At 71.8% G+C, this 18,069-nt stretch carries 17 protein-coding genes; 10 read left to right on the forward strand and 7 right to left on the reverse strand.

What is annotated here, in order from left to right; genetic code table 11:
* Positions 1 to 307: 307 nt before the first annotated feature.
* Together DEJ00_RS05645 and DEJ00_RS05650 are read right to left on the reverse strand one after the other, a co-directional pair.
* Positions 308 to 910, reverse strand: coding sequence for a DUF1992 domain-containing protein (locus tag DEJ00_RS05645; protein WP_027464989.1), 603 nt, complete (start codon positions 908 to 910; stop codon positions 308 to 310).
* Positions 911 to 956: 46 nt separating this feature from the next.
* Positions 957 to 2,777, reverse strand: a complete 1,821-nt coding sequence (locus DEJ00_RS05650; protein WP_111056676.1) for a glycoside hydrolase family 15 protein — start codon at positions 2,775 to 2,777, stop codon at positions 957 to 959.
* A gap of 502 nt (positions 2,778 to 3,279) precedes the next feature.
* Between DEJ00_RS05650 and DEJ00_RS05655 the strand changes: the two genes are divergently transcribed.
* From DEJ00_RS05655 to DEJ00_RS05670, 4 genes are all read left to right on the forward strand, one after another.
* Entirely contained in the window at positions 3,280 to 4,446 is a 1,167-nt protein-coding gene (locus tag DEJ00_RS05655) for an RtcB family protein (protein WP_111056677.1), read from the forward strand.
* A 127-nt stretch (positions 4,447 to 4,573) separates the two neighbouring features.
* The gene (locus DEJ00_RS05660) at positions 4,574 to 5,407 is read left to right on the forward strand and encodes a DUF1206 domain-containing protein (protein ID WP_111056678.1); all 834 of its coding nucleotides are present in this window, start codon (positions 4,574 to 4,576) and stop codon (positions 5,405 to 5,407) included.
* Between the two features lie 172 nt (positions 5,408 to 5,579).
* Positions 5,580 to 6,455 carry an SMP-30/gluconolactonase/LRE family protein gene (locus DEJ00_RS05665; RefSeq protein WP_111056679.1) on the forward strand — a complete coding sequence of 292 codons (876 nt, stop codon included), beginning with the start codon at positions 5,580 to 5,582 and terminating at the stop codon, positions 6,453 to 6,455.
* A 70-nt stretch (positions 6,456 to 6,525) separates the two neighbouring features.
* Complete coding sequence (locus DEJ00_RS05670; protein WP_111056680.1) at positions 6,526 to 7,596, forward strand: alpha/beta fold hydrolase; 1,071 nt, start codon at positions 6,526 to 6,528, stop codon at positions 7,594 to 7,596.
* 138 nt (positions 7,597 to 7,734) lie between these two features.
* On the opposite strand, the gene DEJ00_RS05675 is transcribed toward DEJ00_RS05670, so the two are convergent.
* The 5 genes from DEJ00_RS05675 to DEJ00_RS05695 form a co-directional block, all read right to left on the reverse strand.
* Positions 7,735 to 8,928, reverse strand: coding sequence for an NAD(P)/FAD-dependent oxidoreductase (locus DEJ00_RS05675; protein WP_110864985.1), 1,194 nt, complete (start codon positions 8,926 to 8,928; stop codon positions 7,735 to 7,737).
* A gap of 31 nt (positions 8,929 to 8,959) precedes the next feature.
* Positions 8,960 to 9,760 (reverse strand): SDR family NAD(P)-dependent oxidoreductase, encoded by an 801-nt coding sequence (locus DEJ00_RS05680; RefSeq protein ID WP_027464984.1) that lies wholly within the window; start codon positions 9,758 to 9,760, stop codon positions 8,960 to 8,962.
* 37 nt (positions 9,761 to 9,797) lie between these two features.
* Complete coding sequence (locus tag DEJ00_RS05685; RefSeq protein ID WP_017886495.1) at positions 9,798 to 10,304, reverse strand: Dps family protein; 507 nt, start codon at positions 10,302 to 10,304, stop codon at positions 9,798 to 9,800.
* A gap of 113 nt (positions 10,305 to 10,417) precedes the next feature.
* Positions 10,418 to 10,930 (reverse strand): MarR family winged helix-turn-helix transcriptional regulator, encoded by a 513-nt coding sequence (locus DEJ00_RS05690; RefSeq protein WP_027464983.1) that lies wholly within the window; start codon positions 10,928 to 10,930, stop codon positions 10,418 to 10,420.
* Between the two features lie 174 nt (positions 10,931 to 11,104).
* Positions 11,105 to 11,671 (reverse strand): NADPH-dependent FMN reductase, encoded by a 567-nt coding sequence (locus DEJ00_RS05695; RefSeq protein WP_027464982.1) that lies wholly within the window; start codon positions 11,669 to 11,671, stop codon positions 11,105 to 11,107.
* Positions 11,672 to 11,777: 106 nt separating this feature from the next.
* On the opposite strand from DEJ00_RS05695, the gene DEJ00_RS05700 reads away from it, so the two are divergent.
* From DEJ00_RS05700 to DEJ00_RS05725, 6 genes are all read left to right on the forward strand, one after another.
* A complete protein-coding gene (locus DEJ00_RS05700; protein WP_111056681.1) occupies positions 11,778 to 13,424 on the forward strand; it encodes a glycoside hydrolase family 13 protein in 1,647 nt (548 codons plus the stop codon).
* A gap of 101 nt (positions 13,425 to 13,525) precedes the next feature.
* Positions 13,526 to 15,499, forward strand: a complete 1,974-nt coding sequence (locus DEJ00_RS05705; RefSeq protein WP_146247875.1) for a DUF11 domain-containing protein — start codon at positions 13,526 to 13,528, stop codon at positions 15,497 to 15,499.
* A 144-nt stretch (positions 15,500 to 15,643) separates the two neighbouring features.
* Positions 15,644 to 16,303 carry a DUF308 domain-containing protein gene (locus tag DEJ00_RS05710; RefSeq protein WP_051596596.1) on the forward strand — a complete coding sequence of 220 codons (660 nt, stop codon included), beginning with the start codon at positions 15,644 to 15,646 and terminating at the stop codon, positions 16,301 to 16,303.
* A complete protein-coding gene (locus DEJ00_RS05715; protein WP_027464979.1) occupies positions 16,300 to 16,563 on the forward strand; it encodes a hypothetical protein in 264 nt (87 codons plus the stop codon). The genes DEJ00_RS05710 and DEJ00_RS05715 overlap by 4 nt, the downstream gene beginning before the upstream one ends.
* 122 nt (positions 16,564 to 16,685) lie before the next feature.
* The gene (locus DEJ00_RS05720) at positions 16,686 to 17,225 is read left to right on the forward strand and encodes an RNA polymerase sigma factor (RefSeq protein ID WP_111056890.1); all 540 of its coding nucleotides are present in this window, start codon (positions 16,686 to 16,688) and stop codon (positions 17,223 to 17,225) included.
* Entirely contained in the window at positions 17,215 to 17,958 is a 744-nt protein-coding gene (locus tag DEJ00_RS05725; RefSeq protein WP_146247876.1) for a hypothetical protein, read from the forward strand. Before DEJ00_RS05720 ends, DEJ00_RS05725 begins: the two co-directional genes overlap by 11 nt.
* Positions 17,959 to 18,069 lie beyond the last annotated feature (111 nt).

Below are 18,069 nucleotides of genomic sequence, written 5' to 3' on the forward strand. Positions count from 1 at the left end.
ACATCAGTGAGGACGCCGCCGGCCTGCTGAACAAGACCTTCGGCACCGACGCCGTCAAGCGCGGCCTGCTCGTCGGCACCGCCACCATCACCGCCCAGATCAAGTAACACCCCGCACCACCCCAGTCGGCCCGGACCACGCAGCAGCGCGGTCCGGGCCGACTTGCGTTGCGCGCCGAGCGTCGGGCGTCTCGGCGCACGACGTGCCGGCAGCCGCCGCCGTCGTCACGGGCTGGGCGACACCTCACGCGCTCGGGTTCGCGAGAACTGTCGCTCAGCGCGAAATCTCGCCCCCGGCACCGCACCGCTCAGCGCCGCCGCCACCACCGCCGCGGCTTCGCCTCGAGCCGCGCCTGCTCCGCTGCCCGCGCGGCCGAAGCCATGCGCACCTCGCGGCGTTCCCGCCAGGCGAGCACCTCGGCCTCGACGTCCCGCATCGGCGTCACCACCGGCGGCCCGCCGAGCAGCTGCCGCCGGGCCTCCTTCACCCGCGCGTTGAAGTCCACGAGGACGTCGCGCACGTCGGTCTCGAGCGACAGGGCATCGAGGGCGTCGTCGAGTTCGGCGTCCTCGGTCCGCAGCGCCAGGGCCGGCGGTGCGATGCCCCGGATGTCCTCACGCTCGATCTTCGACTTGATCCACCAGTCCGGGTCGTGCTGCCCGTCGAGGCCCGGCAGCGGCTTGCCGTGGTACGGGTTGCCCTCGAAGACCCCGCGCCGCTCGGCCTCCGCGATCTGGGCCCGGGCGTGCGCGGCGACGTCGGCGGCCTTGAGCAGTCGACGTTCCTCGCGTTCCGAGCGCACCTCGTCGGGGTCGAGCGACCCCCGCTCGATCTCCTGGTCGACGAGCTGCTGGTAGCGGTAGCGGGCGGCCCTGCGGAGCCGGTCCATCCGTGCATCGACGTCGTTCATCGTCAGGCCATGATGCCCCGCGCCCCCGAGGGGCCGTCCAGCCCGGTCAGGACTTCTCTGAGACTTCTTCGATGGTCAGCGCAGCCTGGATGAGCGCCAGGTGCGACAGCCCCTGCGGGATGTTGCCCATGAAGTCCCCGTCCACGGCGCTGAGCATCTCGCTGAACAGTCCGACGTCGTTCGCCTGCGCGACCATGTCGTCCATCAGCTGCTTCGCGTCGTCGATGCGTCCGACGCACGCGAGCGCGGCGGCGAGCCAGAACGAGCACGCCACGAAGGGGGACTCCTCGTCCTGGATGCCGGAGTACCGGTACACGAGCGGCCCGTGCTGCAGCTGCTCCTCGATGGCGCGGATCGTGGACTCCATGCGCGGTCCACGGTCGAACGCCGACATCGCGTGCAGCAGGATCGAGCAGTCGAGCGCGTCGGTGCCCGGGTACATGACGTAGTGGCCGAGCTCCTCGTTCCACCCGTTCTCGGCGACCCAGTCCTCGATGAGCTCGCGGTTCTCGATCCACTTCTCGCGCGGGCCGTCGATCATCCCCGCGTCGTGCAGCTCGACCGCCGCGTCGAGCGCCTGCCAGCAGCCGATCTTGCTCGTCGTGTAGTGCTGCGCCTCCTGCAGCTCCCACATGCCCGAGTCCGGCTCCACCCAGCGGTGGCACGCGTCGTCGGCCAGGTCCTGCAGCACCGAGGCCGTCTTGCGGTCGAGCACGTTGCCGGCTCGGACGTACTGGCGCATGATCTCGAACACGTCGCCCCAGACCCCGAGCTGCAGCTGGTCACCGGCGCGGTTGCCGATCGTGACCGGTCCGATGCCGTTCCAGCCCGGGACGTCGCGCTCCTCGACGGTGTCGCTCTTCGACCCGTCGAGTCCGTAGAAGATCGGCATCGTCTCGTCGTGCTCGGCGATCGTGCGCATCACCCACGACACGGCGGCGTGCGTCTCCTCGCGCAGGCCGAAGCGGGTGAGCGCGTGCACCGTGTACGCCAGGTCGCGCACCCAGGCGAACCGGTAGTCCCAGTTCTTGCCGCCGGTGCGGTCCTCGGGCAGGCTCGTCGTCGGGGCCGCAGCGATGGCGCCGGTGGGGGCGAAGATCAGGAGCTTCAGGGCGAGGGCGCTGCGCTGGACGGCGTCCGACCAGGGGCCGTCGTAGCTGAACTCCTTCGACCAGGTCGACCAGTTCTCGATCGTGCGGTCGACCCCCTCGAGCGTGCGCTCCGGCTCGGGCAGGAAGATCGGCTCGTCGTACGTGCCGACGATGGTCAGGATCGACTTCGAGCCCTCGGTCGTCGTGAACCGCCCCGAGAACCGGGGACCGTCGTCGTGCACCGGTTCGAAGCCCTGCTCGACGATCGCGATGGTCACGCCGTCGACGCCGATCACCGTGCCGTTCGCGGTGTCGAGTCGGCGCGGTTCCGCGGTGTTCAGGATCGTGCCGGGCACGACCGCCCACTCCATCTCGACCGAACCGTCGACCCCCTGCACACAGCGGCCGATCTCGGCCCAGGGCAGCCGTCCGGCCACTCCGGTGACCATGGCGTCGGTCACGGTGGCGGTGCCGGACGGGGTCGTCCAGGTCGTCACGAGCACGTTCGTCCCCGGCAGGTAGGCGCGGGACACCTGCGCCTGGTCGTCCACCGGCCGCAGGGCGACGTGTCCGCCGTGCTCGGCGTCGACGATGCTCGCGAACACGGGCGGTGAGTCCATCGACGGGATCGGCAGCCAGTCGATCCGGCCGTCGAGCGCGATGAGGGCGACCGTCCGCCCGTCGCCGATCGCACCGTACGAACGGAGCGGGACGTACCCGTTCGTCCGTTCCTCGTTCTCGGTCGCGTCGGGGGTGTCTCGCGTGCGCTCGGTCATGCGTCCAGCCTGCCCCGGCCCCGGCGGCGACCATCAGGCGGACGTACCCCTCGTGGAGAACGCACGCCGGGCCTCCAGCCTGTGGAGAACCGCCGGAGCACCGCCGGAGCACCGCCGGCGAACCGCCGGAGCACCCCGGAGCACAGCCGACACGCCCACGTGACTTGCGCATCCCGGGCGTGTCGCACTAGCGTCGTGCTCCTGCCGATCGGCAGACCGCCCGCCCCGGGCACACCGGAAGGACCGCGCATGCGCGCCGTGCAGCACAACGAGGAACGCGTCGAGTTCCAGCTCGCCGCGGCCGCCGTGCTGCCCGAGCAGCAGTGGTCCCTCCGCTATCCCGCGTAGGCACGCGACGTCCCACGACGCCTCGTGCCCACCCGGCCCGGGGCGTTCGTCAGCACCGCCTCCTCCCGTCCGCCACGTCCGGTGACGACCAGGAGGCCCGGCGTACGACCGTCTCGGACCGTCACCTCGACCGTCACGAAAGCGAGACGACTCCATGAAGAAGATCAACGACCGATTGCTCAGCTGGGCCTCGATGCTCGAGGACAACACCGAGCAGCAGGCCCGCACGACCGCGCGCATGCCGTTCGTGTTCCCGCACCTGGCCCTCATGCCCGACGCACACCTCGGCCTCGGGGCCACCGTCGGGTCCGTCATCCCGACCCTCGGTGCGATCATGCCGGCGGCCGTCGGCGTGGACATCGGCTGCGGCATGATCGCGGTCCGCACGCAGTTCACCGCCACCGACCTGCCCGCCGACCTGCAGGGGCTGCGCGAGCAGATCGAGCGTGCGATCCCGCTGTCGGCCGGTGCGTCGAACCGGAAGATCGTGGCGACCGCCGCACCCCGGATCGCCGAGCTCGAGACGATGGCCGAGACCGCCGGGTTCGACCCCGACGGCGTGCACGGCGGGTGGCGGAACCAGCTCGGCACCCTCGGGTCCGGCAACCACTTCATCGAGGTCTCCCTCGACGAGCAGGACCGGGTCTGGCTCTTCCTGCACTCCGGGTCGCGAGGCGTCGGCAACAAGATCGCGCAGCGGCACATCAAGGTCGCCAAGAAGGCGATGGAGCGGTGGTGGATCCAGCTGGCGGACCCCGACCTGGCGTACCTGGTCGAGGGCACGCCGGAGTTCGACCGGTACATCGCCGAGCTCCGGTGGGCCCAGCACTTCGCGCTGCTCAACCGCGAGGAGATGATGGACCGCGTCGTCCGGCAGCTGTCCGAGGCCGTCGGCACGCCCGTCGACGAGCGCGAGCGGATCAACTGCCACCACAACTTCACGCAGCGTGAGACGCACTGGGGCAAGTCCGTGTGGGTGTCGCGCAAGGGTGCGATCCAGGCGAAGGCCGGTCAGCCCGGCCTGATCCCCGGGTCGATGGGCACCGCGTCGTACGTGGTCGAGGGACTCGGCAACAAGCCCTCGCTCGAGTCCTCGCCGCACGGCGCCGGCCGGCTGTTCTCGCGGAGCGCTGCCCGGCGGACCTTCACCCACGAGCAGCTGCGCGAGGCGATGGCCGGCATCGAGTACCGCGACACCGACGCGTTCCTCGACGAGATCCCGGCGGCGTACAAGCCGATCGACCAGGTCATGGCGGACGCCGAGGACCTCGTGTCGATCCGGCACACCCTGCGGCAGGTCGTCAACGTGAAGGGCGACTGAGACGCGCCCACCGACGGACGGGAGGCCCGTGGCGGCACCGCCACGGGCCTCCCGTCCGCCACGTGGCGGACCGCACGGCCCGGCGCGCCCCGGACAGGACGGCACGCGTCGGGCACGCTGGGGCGTGATGAGCGACACGGCGGAGCACGCAGCGAAGGAAACCGGACGACAGGTCCGGCGAGCAGCCGACAGCCGCTGGTTCGAGGTCACGGCACGCGCCGGGTTCGTCGGCAGCGGCATCGTCCACCTGCTGATCGGGTACCTGGCGATCCTGCTCGGGATCGGCAACGCGTCCTCCGGCGGCGAGACGGACCAGTCCGGTGCGCTGCAGCAGATCGCCGCGGTCCCCGGCGGGGTGTTCCTGCTCTGGCTGATCGCCGTCGGCACCGCCGCACTCACCGTGCGCCTGATCGTCGAGGCGATCGTCGGCGGCCGTTCCGACACCACCCGGGGGTGGCTCGCCCGGCTGAAGGACGTCGCGAAGGCCGTGGTCTACGGCGTGATCGCGTACTCGGCGGCCTCGTACGCGCTCGGTGCCGGGTCGAGCTCGAGCAGCTCGTCGCAGAGCGCCGCGGCGAAGACCCTGGCGACGCCCGGAGGGGTGTTCGTGCTGCTTCTCGCCGGGGGGATCGCGGTCGCGGTCGGCATCGGCCTCGTGGTGATCGGCTGCCGCCGGTCGTTCCGCAAGCAGATCTCGCGACCGTCGGGTCAGCTCGACCGTGTGGTCACCGTGCTCGGCGTCGTCGGGTACGTCGGCAAGGGGATCGCCGTGGTCATCGTGGGCGTGCTCATCGCCGTCGCGGGGCTGCAGAGCGACCCCGACCAGGCCACCGGCCTCGACGCCGCGTTCGACGCCGTGCGGAGCATGCCCGGTGGGGTGTTCGTCCTCGTCGCGATCGGCATCGGGTTCCTGGCCTTCGGCGTCTACAGCTTCTTCCGCGCGCGGTTCGCCCGCCTCTGACCCGCGGGTGTCCGGACGACCGGACCGGCGCGGACCTTCGCGCTGCGCGACACCTCACGGGCCGAAGCGGGCGTGAGGTGTCGCTGAGCCCGTGAACTCGCAGCCGCAGCCGCAACCGCAGCAGCCGCGCCGCCTGAGCGAGCACGGACCGCCCCCGCGGTAGACGGGGTCGATGAGCACCAACGTCACGACCGGCCCCGCGACCGTCTTCGCCGACGCCCGAGCGGTCCTCGCCGAGAGCATCGTCTGGGACCCGTCCGCACAGCTGCTCCGGTGGGCCGACATCACCCTCGGCACCCTCAACACCGCCGAGGCCGACGGCACGGTGCGGTCGAGCGTGCCGCTGCCGCCCCCGCTGGCGAGCTTCCAGCCCCGGGCCTCCGGCGGGTTCGTCGCGGCCCTCGGGGACACCGTCGTGGTGACGGACGAGCAGGGTGCCGTGGAGCGCGAGATCGCCCGCGTCACCCACAGCACCTCGGGCAACCGGTTCAACGAGGGCAAGTGCGACCCGTTCGGCCGGTTCCTGGTCAGCAGCATGAACGTGACGACCGGCGAACCCGATGCGGCGCTCTACTCGATCGAGGCCGACGGCACGACCCGGGTGCTCCGCGGCGGCTTCGGCGTGACGAACGGCATGGAGTGGTCGGAGGACGGCAGCACGATGTACGTCACCGACACCAGTGCCTCGACGGTCTTCCGCGGGTCGTACGGCCCGGACGGCGAGCTCGGCGAACTCGAGCCGTTCATCGTCGGTCAGGCGCACGACGGCCTGGTCCGCGACGACGAGGGCTGCTTCTGGAGTGCGATCTACGGCGGATCCCGCGTCGAGCGCTACGGGCCCGACGGCTCGCACCTGGAGACGGTGGAGCTCCCCGTCGCCAACCCGACGTCGGTGGCGTTCGGCGGTCCGGACATGTCGACGCTCTTCGTCGGGACGGCCCGCGAGAACCTCACCGAGCAGGACCTGGAGCAGGCGCCGCGGTCCGGTGCGGTCTTCGCGGTGCCGACGACGGTGCACGGGTTCCCCGCGAACACCTTCAGCGGCTGAGCACGTCGTCGCCGCCCGCGCGGACGGCGGCCGGGTATCCTGGGCGACCGCCCGACCGGAGGAGACCCACGTGGACGACGAACGCCAGGCACCCCGGCCGGACCCGGCCGGCGAGCTCGCCCAGGCCGAGGACGCCGACGTCACGGTGCAGGTGGACCGGGTCGCGGTCGACGGCACCTACGTCCGGGTGAGCTCGATCGGTGAGCCCGGCGAGCGGGCCTTCGTGCTGGTCGCGGGCCTGGGCATCGCGTCGACCTACTACGAGCGGCTCGCCCCCCACCTCAACGAGAACGGTCCGGTGCACGCGCTCGACCTGCCGGGGTTCGCCGGCGTCCCGCGGTTCCGCGGGAAGGTCTCGATCGAGCGCTACGCCGACGCGGTCGAGCGGGTCATCGACGACCTCGGGCTCGAGGACCCGGTCCTGGTCGGGCACTCGATGGGCACGCAGGTCGTCACCGAGGTCGCCGCCCGCCGTCCGGGGATCTCCGACCTCGTGCTCATCAGCCCGGTGGTCGACTCGTCGGCGCGCACGGTGCGGCAGTCGGCGTTCCGGTTCCTCCGGTCGACGCTGCACGAGCCCGCCGCGGTCCGCTGGCACGGCATCACGGCGTACGCGCTGTGCGGGTGGCACTGGTTCCGGAAGGTCCTGCCACGGATGATCGCGTTCCCGATCGAGGAGCGCGCCGCCCACGTGCAGGCCCGCACCCTGATCGTCCGCGGTGAGCACGACGCGATGGTGCCGCGGGACTGGGTCCGCCGGCTGGCGCGGGTGTTCCCGTACGCGGTCCTCCGCGAGGTCGTCGACGGCGCACACTCGGTCATGCACGCACAGGCCGACGCGGTCGCGCGGCTCGCGGTGGCGCACGTCGACCACCGGATCCCCGACCGGGGAGTGTCGTCGCTGCAGCGGGTGCGCGACCACTCGACGTCGTCGGACCTGGCGCGGCTCAGCCCGGGGGACGCCTGGTTGCTGGTCAAGTCGCGCTTCATCGAGCTGTTCGGGATGGCCCGGAACGACGACGAGACACTCGAGGCGGCCAAGTCCGCGCACGCCGTCGCGATGGCCGACGGCGACGACCTGCCGGTCGACCCGGCGGACCGCCGGGCGGTCGTCGACGAAGTCGCGCCGGAGTCGAAGTAGCCAGCACCATCGAACCAGCCAGCACCGTCGAAGCAGCGGGCGTCGGGATCTGCGGGCGACCGCCTGGAGGCCCGGCGCCGGTCCGACGGACCGGCACCGGGCCTCCAGGGCGTCGCGACCACCGCGACGGGCGAGCGGTCAGGGCGTGATGCGGCCCGGCAGCATGTCGGGCGTCAGTGCGTTCGCCTCGGCGAGGACCTTGCGGGCCTCGTCGGTCTTGTCCCACACGTTCCAGAGCAGCACGCCCCGGACTGTGTCGTCGTCGTCCAGGTAGTAGACGACGCCGGTCACGGTGGGGTCCTGCCAGTCCTCGACCGTGCGGAGCTTCGAACTGACCTGCCCCACCGCCTCGTACCCCATGTCGAAGACGTCGGAGTAGAACATCGGCGTGTGGTCGTAGGTCTCGTCGGCGTCGGCCAGGTTGCGGCCGGCCTGCCGACCCTGCTGCTGGGCGTTGTCGACGTGCTCCACCCGGCGCGTGCCGAGGATCCGGTCCGGGTACTCGGCGACGTCACCGGCGGCGAACACGGAGTCGTCGTCGGTGAGCAGTGTCGAGGTCACCACGATGCCGTCGCGGACGGTGAGTCCGGCGTCGGCGGCGAGCTGCGTTGCGGGCTCGATGCCGAGTCCGGCGACGACCGCGTCGGCCTCGACCACGGAGCCGTCGTCGAGCGTCAGCCGCACGCCGTCCGCCGTCTCGGTGCCTTCGGACACCCGGCGGCCGGTGCGGAGCTCCACACCGTGGTCGACGAAGCGCTGCTGGAACGCCCGTGCCAGGTCCTCGGGGAACATGCGTCCGCCGACGACCTCGTCCGGGTCGACCAGTGTGACGCGCGCACCGTTCTGCACGATGCCCGCCGTGATCTCCTGGCCGATGTACCCGCCGCCGACGACGGCGACGTGTGCTCCGGCGTCCGCGAGTTCGCGCAGCCGGCGGTAGTCCGACGCGCTGCGGTAGTCGAGCACGCGTGCCGACGGGGACAGCCCCGGCAACCCGCGCGGCTTCCCTCCGGTCGCGAGCAGGAGCCGCTCGTAGCCGTGGGTCGCGCCGTCGGCCGTCGTGACGGTCTTCGCGGCACGGTCGATCGCGGTCACCGCGGTGCCCAGGACGAACTGCGCCCCGGTCTCCTCGGTGTGCAGGTCGACCTTGTCGTCCCAGCTGAAGTCCGGGTCGGTCCAGAGCTTCTTCGACAGCGCGGGCCGTGCGTAGGGCCGGTCGACGTCCTCGCTGAGGATCCCGATCGACCCGTCGGTGTCGAGTTCGCGGATGCCGCGGGCAGCGGCGTCGGCGACCATCCCGCCGCCGACGATGAGGTAGCGGAAGTCGGTCATGACGCCTCCTGGCGGTGCTGTGGCGCCACGATCAGATCGTGGCGACCGAGCCGGAGTCGACCCGGTAGTTGGCGCCGTTCACGAAGCTGGCCAGCTCGGAGCACAGGAAGGCCACGACGTTCGCGACCTCTTCCGGCTCGCCGCGGCGCTTGAGCTCCATGTACGGCCGCTCTTCTTCGAGGAAGCTGCCGATGGCCTCGTCGAACGAGGTCCCGCGCTGCTTGGCCCGCTTGTCCATCATCGCGTCGGTCATCGGCGTGTGGATGAACGCGGGGGAGACCGTGTTCACCAGCAGGCCCTCGGAGGCGTAGGAGCGCGACAGGCCCTTCGCGAACGAAAGCACCCCGGCCTTGGCGGCGCAGTAGGGCAGCTCGTCGTCGTACGGCTGCGAGGCGTCCTCGGACACCAGGTAGACGATGCGTCCCCAGCCGCCCTGGCGCAGGTCACCGATGAACTCGCGGGTGATCCGCACCGGCCCCATCAGGTCGATGTCGATCGTCTCCGCCCATCCGGCCTCGTCGATCTCGTGGAACATGCCCTGGGCGCCGGTGACACCCGAGGACTGCACCAGGATGTCGATCTCGCCGACGGCCTCGCGCACCTTGTCGTGCAGGGCGGCGAGGCTCTCGGCGCTCCGGACGTCGGCGGCGAAGGCGTGGAGCTTGCCGAGCGGTGCCTCGAGCTGGTCCGCACTGGTGTCCAGACGGCTCTGGTCGATGTCGGTGACGACCACGGTCGCACCCTCTGCCAGGAGGATGCGCGCCGTGTTCCAGCCGATGCCGGAGTCGCCGCCGAAGACGAGTGCGGTCTTGCCCTGGATACCGAGGTCCACCCGGGCCCCTACGCGTGCGCCGACGCGTCGGCGGCCCCTACGCGTGCGCCGACGCGTCGGCGACGGCGGGCGTGGTGGCGGAGGCCAGCGGGGTGCTGGGCGCGCGGTTCTCGGCGGAGACCATCCACGCGAGCTGCTCGAGGCGCTCGATGAAGCCGTGGAGCAGGTCCGCGGTCGTCGGGTCTTCCTCGTCGACCTCGTCGTGGACGTCGCGCATGGTGCCGGTCGCCTGGTACAGCCGGAGCGTGACCTGGTCGATGGCGTCGTGCGTGGTGATCTCGCCCGAGGGGAACGCGTCGAGGTGGCTGCCCGCGGAGACGGTCGCCGATCGGCCGTCCGGCACGAGGTACAGCGCGCGCATGCGCTCGGCGGTGTCGTCGGCGAACTCACGAGCCGCGTCGACGATCTCGTCGAGCTGCAGGTGGAGGTCGCGGAAGTTGGTGCCGAGGATGTTCCAGTGGGCCTGCTTGCCCTGCAGGTGCAGGTCGATGAGGTCCACGAGGACCGCCTGGAGGTTCTTGGCCATCTTGTCCGAAGCGTGCATGGTTGTGGCTCCTTTCGCGTCGGTGTGACCGTTCCGGTCTACGCGGTGCCGCAGTGCACGCTCTCAGTGCGCTCGGAGGCAGCGTCCCCCGGGGGCGTCCGGCGCGGTGCCGCTCAGTGCGACGGCGCGGGGTCCACCTGGTCGACGGCTTCGCGCATCTGCTCCAGGAAGCCGGCGACGATCCGCGCCTCGGACGCGGGGAGTCCCTCGGCGATCGACATCATCCGGCGGTGCATCACGCCGAGCGTGGCGCGGACCTCGTCGTCGGTCTCGGTCGTCGGCGTGATGACGAGCGCCCGTCGGTCGGTGGGGTGCGGGTCGCGGCGGACGTGGTTCGACTTGACCAGGCGGTCGATGAGGATCGTCGTCGAGGCCGACGAGATCTTGAGGTACGCGGCGAGGTCCTTCGGGCTCACGGCGGTGCCGGAGCGCTGCGCCTGCAGCAGGAAGCGCACGGCGAGCAGGTCGGTCTCGCCCATGCCCATCGAGTCGCGGGTCCGGCGGCGCATGGCCGTCTCGGCGGATCGGTACCGGCGCAGGGCGTTGAGCACCGCGACCCCGCGTTGGGTCGCGTCGTCGTCCGGGAACCAGTACCCGGACGCCTCGGTGATCTCCTGCGTCGACATGGCGTTCAGGGTAACCCGTCTCGTATCTCGGTCGTCGAGCGGACTCCCGGGTTCCGCCACGACCGTTGCGTCCGCACCGTCCGATGCGTTCGCAACGACCGTTGCGTCCGCACCGGACGGACAGGAGGCCCGTGGCGGGGTCGCCACGGGCCTCCTGTCTGATGGTTCGTCGCGTTACGCGGCTGCCTGCTCGTCCGTGCCGGCTGCGGCCTCGGCGAGCGCGGTGAGCGCGCCCTGCACGAGCGTCGTGACCTCGGCGTCCTCACGCGGGTGGGTCTCCGCGAAGCGGACGACCGACTGCGGGATGGCGACCTTGACGTCCTCCAGGACCTTCGCGCCGGCGATGCCGGCGGCCTTGCGGGCGTCGTCGTGCGCCCAGACGCCGCCGTACTGGCCGAACGCCGAGCCGATCACGGCGAGGGGCTTGCCGGACAGCGGCGAGGCGCCGAACGGACGCGAACCCCAGTCGAGCGCGTTCTTCAGGACGGCGGGGATGGTGCCGTTGTACTCGGGGGTGATCAGCAGGACGGCGTCCGCGGTGGCGACGGCGTCGCGGAAGGCGACGGCAGCGGCGGGCGGGGTGTCGCCGTCGATGTCCTCGTTGTAGAACGGCAGGTCGACGATGCCGTCGAAGGTGTGCAGCTCGATGCCCTCCGGCGCGTGGTGCGCGGCGGCCTCGGCGAGCTTGCGGTTGATGGAGTCGGCGCGCAGGCTGCCGACGAGGACGAGGACGTTCGTCATGGAGCTCCTTCTGTTGCGGGATGCTGTTGCTGGACGGAAAGGTGTCAGCGACAACCAATGCGATCGTACGGGGCGCTATTCCCAGCCCCCTGGGTACGGTGGCGACGTGACCACGCTTCGGACCCCGGCCAGCACGCCACGAACCACCGACCCGACCTGGTGGCGCGATGCCGTCGTCTACCAGGTCTACCCACGCAGCTTCGCCGACACCGACGGCGACGGGCTCGGTGACGTCGCGGGCATCACCAGCCGGGTGCCGTACCTGGCGTCGCTCGGTGTCGACGCGCTGTGGCTCTCACCGTTCTTCCCGTCGCCGCTCGCCGACGGGGGCTACGACGTCGCTGATTACCGTGCCGTCGACCCGAAGCTCGGGTCCCTCGACGACCTCGACGCCCTGGTCCGGGCCGCCCACGAGCACGACCTGAAGGTCATCGTCGACATCGTGCCGAACCACACCTCGGACCAGCACGAGTGGTTCCGGGCCGCACTGGCGTCCTCGCCGGGGTCGGCCGAGCGTGCGCGGTACGTGTTCCGCGAGGGGTCCGGCGACTCCGGGGAACTGCCGCCGAGCGACTGGGTGTCGAACTTCGGCGGCAGCGCGTGGACCCGGGTACCGGACGGGCAGTGGTACCTGCACCTGTTCGCCCCCGAGCAGCCGGACCTGGACTGGTCGAACCCCGAGGTCCGCGCCGACTTCGAGGACACGCTGCGCTTCTGGTCCGACCGCGGTGTCGACGGGTTCCGCGTGGACGTCGCGCACGGTCTGGCGAAGGACCTGTCGACCCCGTACCGGCCCTCGAACGAGCAGGACCTGCCGCTCGACGGCTCCGATCCGCTGTACGACCGCGACGAGGTGCACGAGATCTTCGCCACCTGGCGTCGGGTGCTCGACGAGTACGAGCCGCCCCGTGCCGCGGTCGCCGAGGCCTGGGCCCCTGCACCCCGCCGCGTCCTGTACGCGCGGCCGACGGAGCTCGGGCAGGCCTTCAACTTCGACCTGCTCGAGGCCCCGTTCGAGCCCGAGGCGTTCCGTCAGATCATCGAGCGGAACCTGGCCGCCTCGGAGCACTCGGGTGCCTCGAGCACCTGGGTGCTGTCGAACCACGACGTCGTACGGCACCCCACCCGGTACGGCCTGCCGGACGGCACCGACACCGACGCCTGGCTCATGACGGACGGCACGACGCCGGAGCTCGACCGTGCACGGGGGCTCCGCCGGGCACGCGCGGCGACGCTGCTGATGCTGGCGCTGCCGGGGTCGTCGTACGTCTACCAGGGCGAGGAGCTCGGGCTGCACGAGGCCGCCGCGATCCCGCGCGACCTGCTGCAGGACCCGAAGTGGCTCCGCACCGGGCACACCGTGAAGGGCCGGGACGGCTGCCGCGTGCCGATCCCGTGGACGCGCTCCGGGCCGTCGTTCGGCTTCGGGGACGTCGCACCCCACCTGCCGCAGCCGCAGGACTTCGGGGAGTCCTCGGTCGAGGCCGAGGACGGCGATCCCGGGTCGACCCTGTCGCTGTACCGCCGGGCGCTGGCCGCACGACGTCGGCTGCAGCAGGGGGAGGCGCTGACGTGGCTGGAGTCCGGCTCCGAGGTCGTGGCGTTCGCCCGGCACGACGGCTGGCGGTCGTTCACGAACTTCGGCACGGAGCCGGTGCCGTTGCCCGCCGGCACCGTGGTCGTCGCGTCGGGACCGCTCGACGAGGTCTCGCCCGGTGTGCTGCCCGGCGAGACGACGGTGTGGTTGGCCTGAGCGGACAGGTTCTTCCTCCACAGCCCGGAGGCCCGTGGTGGCGTTCCACAGATCGTCTCGCCGCCGCCCGGGGGTGACCTCCCGATCGCGAGCATCGGGGCATGACAGATCCCACTGCTCCAGCATCCGGTCCACGACCACTCCGGCCGCGCGTCGTCCGCCGCCTCGCTGCGGTCGGCGCCGCGCTGACCGCGCTCGGCGTGCTCGCGGCGCCCGCCGTGCTCCCGTCCGGGTCGAGCGCCGCTGCGCTCGACTTCCCCTACGTCAACGAGTTCTCCAGTGCGTCCGGCGGCACCCTGCAGGGTGACGCCGCGGTGTCCGACGGTCGCCTGCGACTCACCGACGACGTCCGGAACCAGGCCGGGGCCTGGTCGACGAACGACACGTTCCCCTCCGACACCGGGCTCGAGATCGAGTTCACCTACGCCATGTACACCGCGAAGGACGACCCCGGGGCCGACGGCCTGCTGCTGTACCTGGCCGACGGGGCCGCACCACAGGGTGTCGGCTCGTACGGCGCCGGTCTCGGGTACGCCTGCCGCAGCACCGTGACCGAGGGCGGTGGACGCCCGTGCGACCTGCCGGGGGTCCCCGGTGGCTTCGCCGCCGTCGCGATCGACCACTACGGCAACTTCTCGTCGCGCATCAACGACTCCGGTCCCGGTGCCCAGGCCGACCACGTCGTCGTCCGCGGCTCGGGCGACGGGACCGAGGGCTACCGGTACGTCGCCGGCGTCGCGGCCCCCGGCGGCACGGTGACCGACGGAGCCACACCGCGGAAGGTCCGCGTCACCCTGCTGCCCGAGGCCGACGGCGGCCTCGCCGTGACGGTCCGGATCCAGGCCGGCGAGGCCCTGCGGACGGTACTGGACTCGGTGCCGCTGCACGGCGACGGACAGGCCCCGCTGCCGAGCACGCTCCGCCTCGGGTTCGCCGCGGCCACCGGCAGCCATGTCGACAAGCACGAGGTCGACGCGCTGCAGGTGTGGAAGCCGGCGGACCTGTCGGTCGAGCACGACCTGCCCGCGACCGTCACGGCCGGCGACCCCGTCCGCTACGACGTCACGGCTCGGAACCCCGGTCCGAACGCCGCCGATCCGAGCCCGTTGCACGTCGACGTGCCGGACGGCATCGAGGACGTCACCTGGACGTGCACCGCGGCGGCGGGCTCCGCCTGCGCGACCGCGACGGGGAGCGGTGACGTGGCGACCGACCTGTCCCTGCCCCGCGACGGTTCGGCCGTGGTGACGATCGACGGGCGGGTCGCCACGGGCACCGAGGGGAGCCTGGAGAGCGTCGCGACGATCGCCACGCCTGCGTCGTTGTCCGACACGAACGAGACGGACAACGTCTCGCGGGCGAGCACGACCGCGACGGCACCGGCGGCCGTCGCGCACGTGGAGACGGACAAGTCGGTGTCACCGTCGACCGTCGCACCCGGAGACGAGGTCGAGTACCTCGTGACCGCACGGAACCGGGGTCCGGCGGTCGCGGAGCACGTCGGGGCCGTCGACGAGCTGCCCGAGGCCATGCGCTTCGCCGGTTCGGACGACGGGTGCACCGCCGAGGGGCAGCGCGTGACGTGCCGATCCGACGCCTCGCTCGACGTGGGGGAGACCCGGGCCTTCCGGATCCGCGCCGTGCTCGATCCGGGCTACCGGGGGGACGGATCCGACGTGGTGAACGTGGCGACCGCGACCTCGCCGACCGACCCGGACGGGGGCGACCCCTCCACCGGCGTGGCGATCGTCGTCGACCCGGACGACGACGGACCGGCGCCGAGCCCTGCGCCGACGACCGGTCCGGCACCGGACGACGGGGACGGATCCGGTGGCGGCGGCCCCGGCGACGGCGACGGCCCCGGGGCGGGTGCTGACGACGGGCGTGCGGGTGCTCCGGCAGCTGACCACGGCGCCGCCGCGCCCGTGGGAGCTCTCGCCTACACCGGTGCCGAAGGGGTCGGCCTCGCCGCCGCGCTCGCCGCCCTGGCCGCCGCCGTCGGGTCCGTGTGCTGGTGGCTCGCCCGACGTCGTGCCCGCCGGAACGCGCCGACCGACGACCCGCAGCAGCCCTGAACGCCGCCGGGACGGCACCGGACGCGGTGCCGTCCCGGCGCGCGGGTGTGCACGTCCACAGGGGGGTGGAGACGCCCCCGGTCGGGCGTTCACCCCACCGGCGGTAGGATCGGATCCACGATCCGCATGCCCGAAAGAGGTCTCGTGTCCGACACCGTGGACGACGCCACCACCGTGGAAGACGCGACCCAGCGCGCGCGGTACTGGCCGATCCCGATCCTCCGGGCGGTCCCCGCAGCGGTCGTCGCGATGGTCATCACCTTCTCGACCAACCACGCCGCGGGCTACGGTCTCGTGCTGTTCGGCGGCTTCGCCCTGGTCGAGGGCCTCGTGCTCCTGTTCGCCGGGATCTCCCGACTGCCCCTCGACGGCCGTTCGCGTCGCACGACCCTGCTGCAGGCCGTCATCACCCTGCTCGCCGCGGTCGCCGCGTTCGCGTGCAACGGGTTCGGGCTGCCGGCCTTCATCACGGTCATCGTCGCGTTCGCGGTGCTGACCGGGGCCCTCGAGCTGTCGCAGGGGCTCCGTGCCCGGCGTCGCTCACCCTTCGCTCGCGACTGGACCACGATCGGCGGCCTCACGCTGCTGCTCGCGGTCGCCTTCCTCGTCACGCCCCCCGACTACTCCCAGCAGCTCGGTGGCGTGGAACAGGTCACCGGCACCCTCGACGCCTCGATCGTGCTCGTCGGCCTGCTCGGCGCGTACCTCGCCATCACGGCCGTCTTCCACGTGATCGCCGGCCTCTCGCACAAGTGGGGCACGGCCACGCCGGCCGTCGCCCCGGACGGAGCACCACACGCATGACCACCCCCAGCCGTCGTGACCGTCTGCGCCCGGTCGAGCTCCTCGGGATCTCCGCGATCGTCGCGGTGTTCACCGGGCTCGTCGTGCTGTTCTCGACGCGGGAACTGCAGCTGGCCGTGATCTTCCTCGGCGTCGCGTTCATCGTGGTCGTCGTCGTGCTCGCGATGCTGCAGCTCGCCTCGTCGAGCGAGCAGGACGACAACGACATGCTCGGCGGGCACAAGACGCCGGGCGAGGGCGACGGCGACGACTTCCACTGACGGCTGACCCAGCGGCGACCGCGTCCTGACGCCGGACACGCCCGAGGTCACGAATCAGGAACGGTCCTGTCAGGATCGCGGGTCCTGCCGACACCTCTGGGTGAAGGAGGTGGGATGTGGACGTGACGACCGGCACCGACACGGACGAAGGACTCGTCCGTGCGATGGCACAGGGGGACACCGGAGCGCTCGCACGAGCGTTCGACCGGTACGCCGCCACCCTCACCCGCTACGCCTGGGCACTCGTGGACAACCGCTCCGACGTCGAGGAGATCGTGCAGGACGCGTTCCTCACGCTCTGGCAGCGGGCGGCGACCCTCGAGCTGCCGGCGGACACCGTGCTGCCGTGGCTGCTCGTCGTCTGCCGCAACCACGCCTTCAACACCGGCCGCAAGCAGGCCCGTCGTCGCGCGGACGAACTCCCCGAGCACCTCGCCTCGCCCGCCGACCAGGACGAGGCACGCGAGACCCTGCGCTGGGTCCGTGCCGAGATCGCCGCGCTCCCCGACCTCGACCGCCGCATCTGCGAGCTCTGCCTCCTCGAGGGGTACTCCTACGCCGAAGCCGCGGAGCTCCTCGGGCTCACGGTCGGCGCGGTCACCCAGCGGGTCTCCCGCAACCGACGTCGACTCAAGAAGGCGGTGATGCACGATGAACACTGAACCTCCCCAGGGAGACGAGCTGCAGCGCATGCTCGTCTCGATGAAGCAGAACGTCCTCGAACGCGCCACGCCCCGCCCGAAGCGACGTCGTGGTCGCTCGGGCGTCGTGGTCGGCGTCGTCGCCCTGCTGGCACTCGGCACCGCGACCGGTGCCGTCGCGCTGACCCTGTCGCAGCAGAACGCCGACCCGGTCGCCGCTCCCACCCAGACCCAGCAGCCCGAGCCGTCGCCGTCCGCGACGACGCCGAGCTCCGCCCCGATCACGGGCGCCCCGACCCCGAAGCCCACCCCGACCCCGCGCAACACCGTCGCCACGATCCCCACGAGCTGCCGCTCGATCGTGCCCGCGTCGGAGTACTCGCGGTTGTTCGGAGATGCGTCGGTGACCGAGAAGGACACCCAAGACCCCGACACCGTGGACGTCGTCTCGGCGTCGATCAGCTGCGGGTGGCAGAAGCCGGATGCGGACAGCTCGTTCCTGTCCGTCTCGATCCACACCGCGAGCGCCGAGCACGTCCAGTACCAGATCGACTCGTTCGGCGACGAGGCTGGCGGCACCTGCACGGAGCGACCGGACGGCACGCTGTGCCAGCTCCGAGCGACCCTCGACGACGGCGCCGCCAAGGCGTACACCCTGTACGTCCGCGGCGACAGCTACGTCGTCGTCGACCAAATCGGCTTCCCGACGAACGGTCTGCTGAACGCCGTCATCGGGGAGATCTGGGGGGACTGACGGCCCGGAGGCACGGGGCGGACCCGACCCGTGCCTCCAGTCCGTCGGTGGTCAGATCGTGAGCAGGAACGGTCGCCTCGCGCACCGTGACGCGACCGTTCCTGCTCACGG

Source organism: Curtobacterium sp. MCLR17_039 (assembly GCF_003234745.1).
In the GTDB taxonomy this organism is placed as follows: domain Bacteria; phylum Actinomycetota; class Actinomycetes; order Actinomycetales; family Microbacteriaceae; genus Curtobacterium; species Curtobacterium flaccumfaciens.

What these genes read in the sequence shown, in the direction of transcription:
- DEJ00_RS05715 (WP_027464979.1), top strand. Translation starts at nt 16,300, where the DNA reads ATGACCACCCCCAGCCGTCGTGACCGTCTGCGCCCGGTCGAGCTCCTC.
- DEJ00_RS05725 (WP_146247876.1), top strand. Translation starts at nt 17,215, where the DNA reads ATGAACACTGAACCTCCCCAGGGAGACGAGCTGCAGCGCATGCTCGTC.
- DEJ00_RS05695 (WP_027464982.1), bottom strand. Translation starts at nt 11,671, where the DNA reads ATGACGAACGTCCTCGTCCTCGTCGGCAGCCTGCGCGCCGACTCCATC.
- DEJ00_RS05685 (WP_017886495.1), bottom strand. Translation starts at nt 10,304, where the DNA reads ATGCACGCTTCGGACAAGATGGCCAAGAACCTCCAGGCGGTCCTCGTG.
- DEJ00_RS05650 (WP_111056676.1), bottom strand. Translation starts at nt 2,777, where the DNA reads ATGACCGAGCGCACGCGAGACACCCCCGACGCGACCGAGAACGAGGAA.
- DEJ00_RS05660 (WP_111056678.1), top strand. Translation starts at nt 4,574, where the DNA reads ATGAGCGACACGGCGGAGCACGCAGCGAAGGAAACCGGACGACAGGTC.
- DEJ00_RS05665 (WP_111056679.1), top strand. Translation starts at nt 5,580, where the DNA reads ATGAGCACCAACGTCACGACCGGCCCCGCGACCGTCTTCGCCGACGCC.
- DEJ00_RS05675 (WP_110864985.1), bottom strand. Translation starts at nt 8,928, where the DNA reads ATGACCGACTTCCGCTACCTCATCGTCGGCGGCGGGATGGTCGCCGAC.
- DEJ00_RS05645 (WP_027464989.1), bottom strand. Translation starts at nt 910, where the DNA reads ATGAACGACGTCGATGCACGGATGGACCGGCTCCGCAGGGCCGCCCGC.
- DEJ00_RS05655 (WP_111056677.1), top strand. Translation starts at nt 3,280, where the DNA reads ATGAAGAAGATCAACGACCGATTGCTCAGCTGGGCCTCGATGCTCGAG.
- DEJ00_RS05690 (WP_027464983.1), bottom strand. Translation starts at nt 10,930, where the DNA reads ATGTCGACGCAGGAGATCACCGAGGCGTCCGGGTACTGGTTCCCGGAC.
- DEJ00_RS05705 (WP_146247875.1), top strand. Translation starts at nt 13,526, where the DNA reads ATGACAGATCCCACTGCTCCAGCATCCGGTCCACGACCACTCCGGCCG.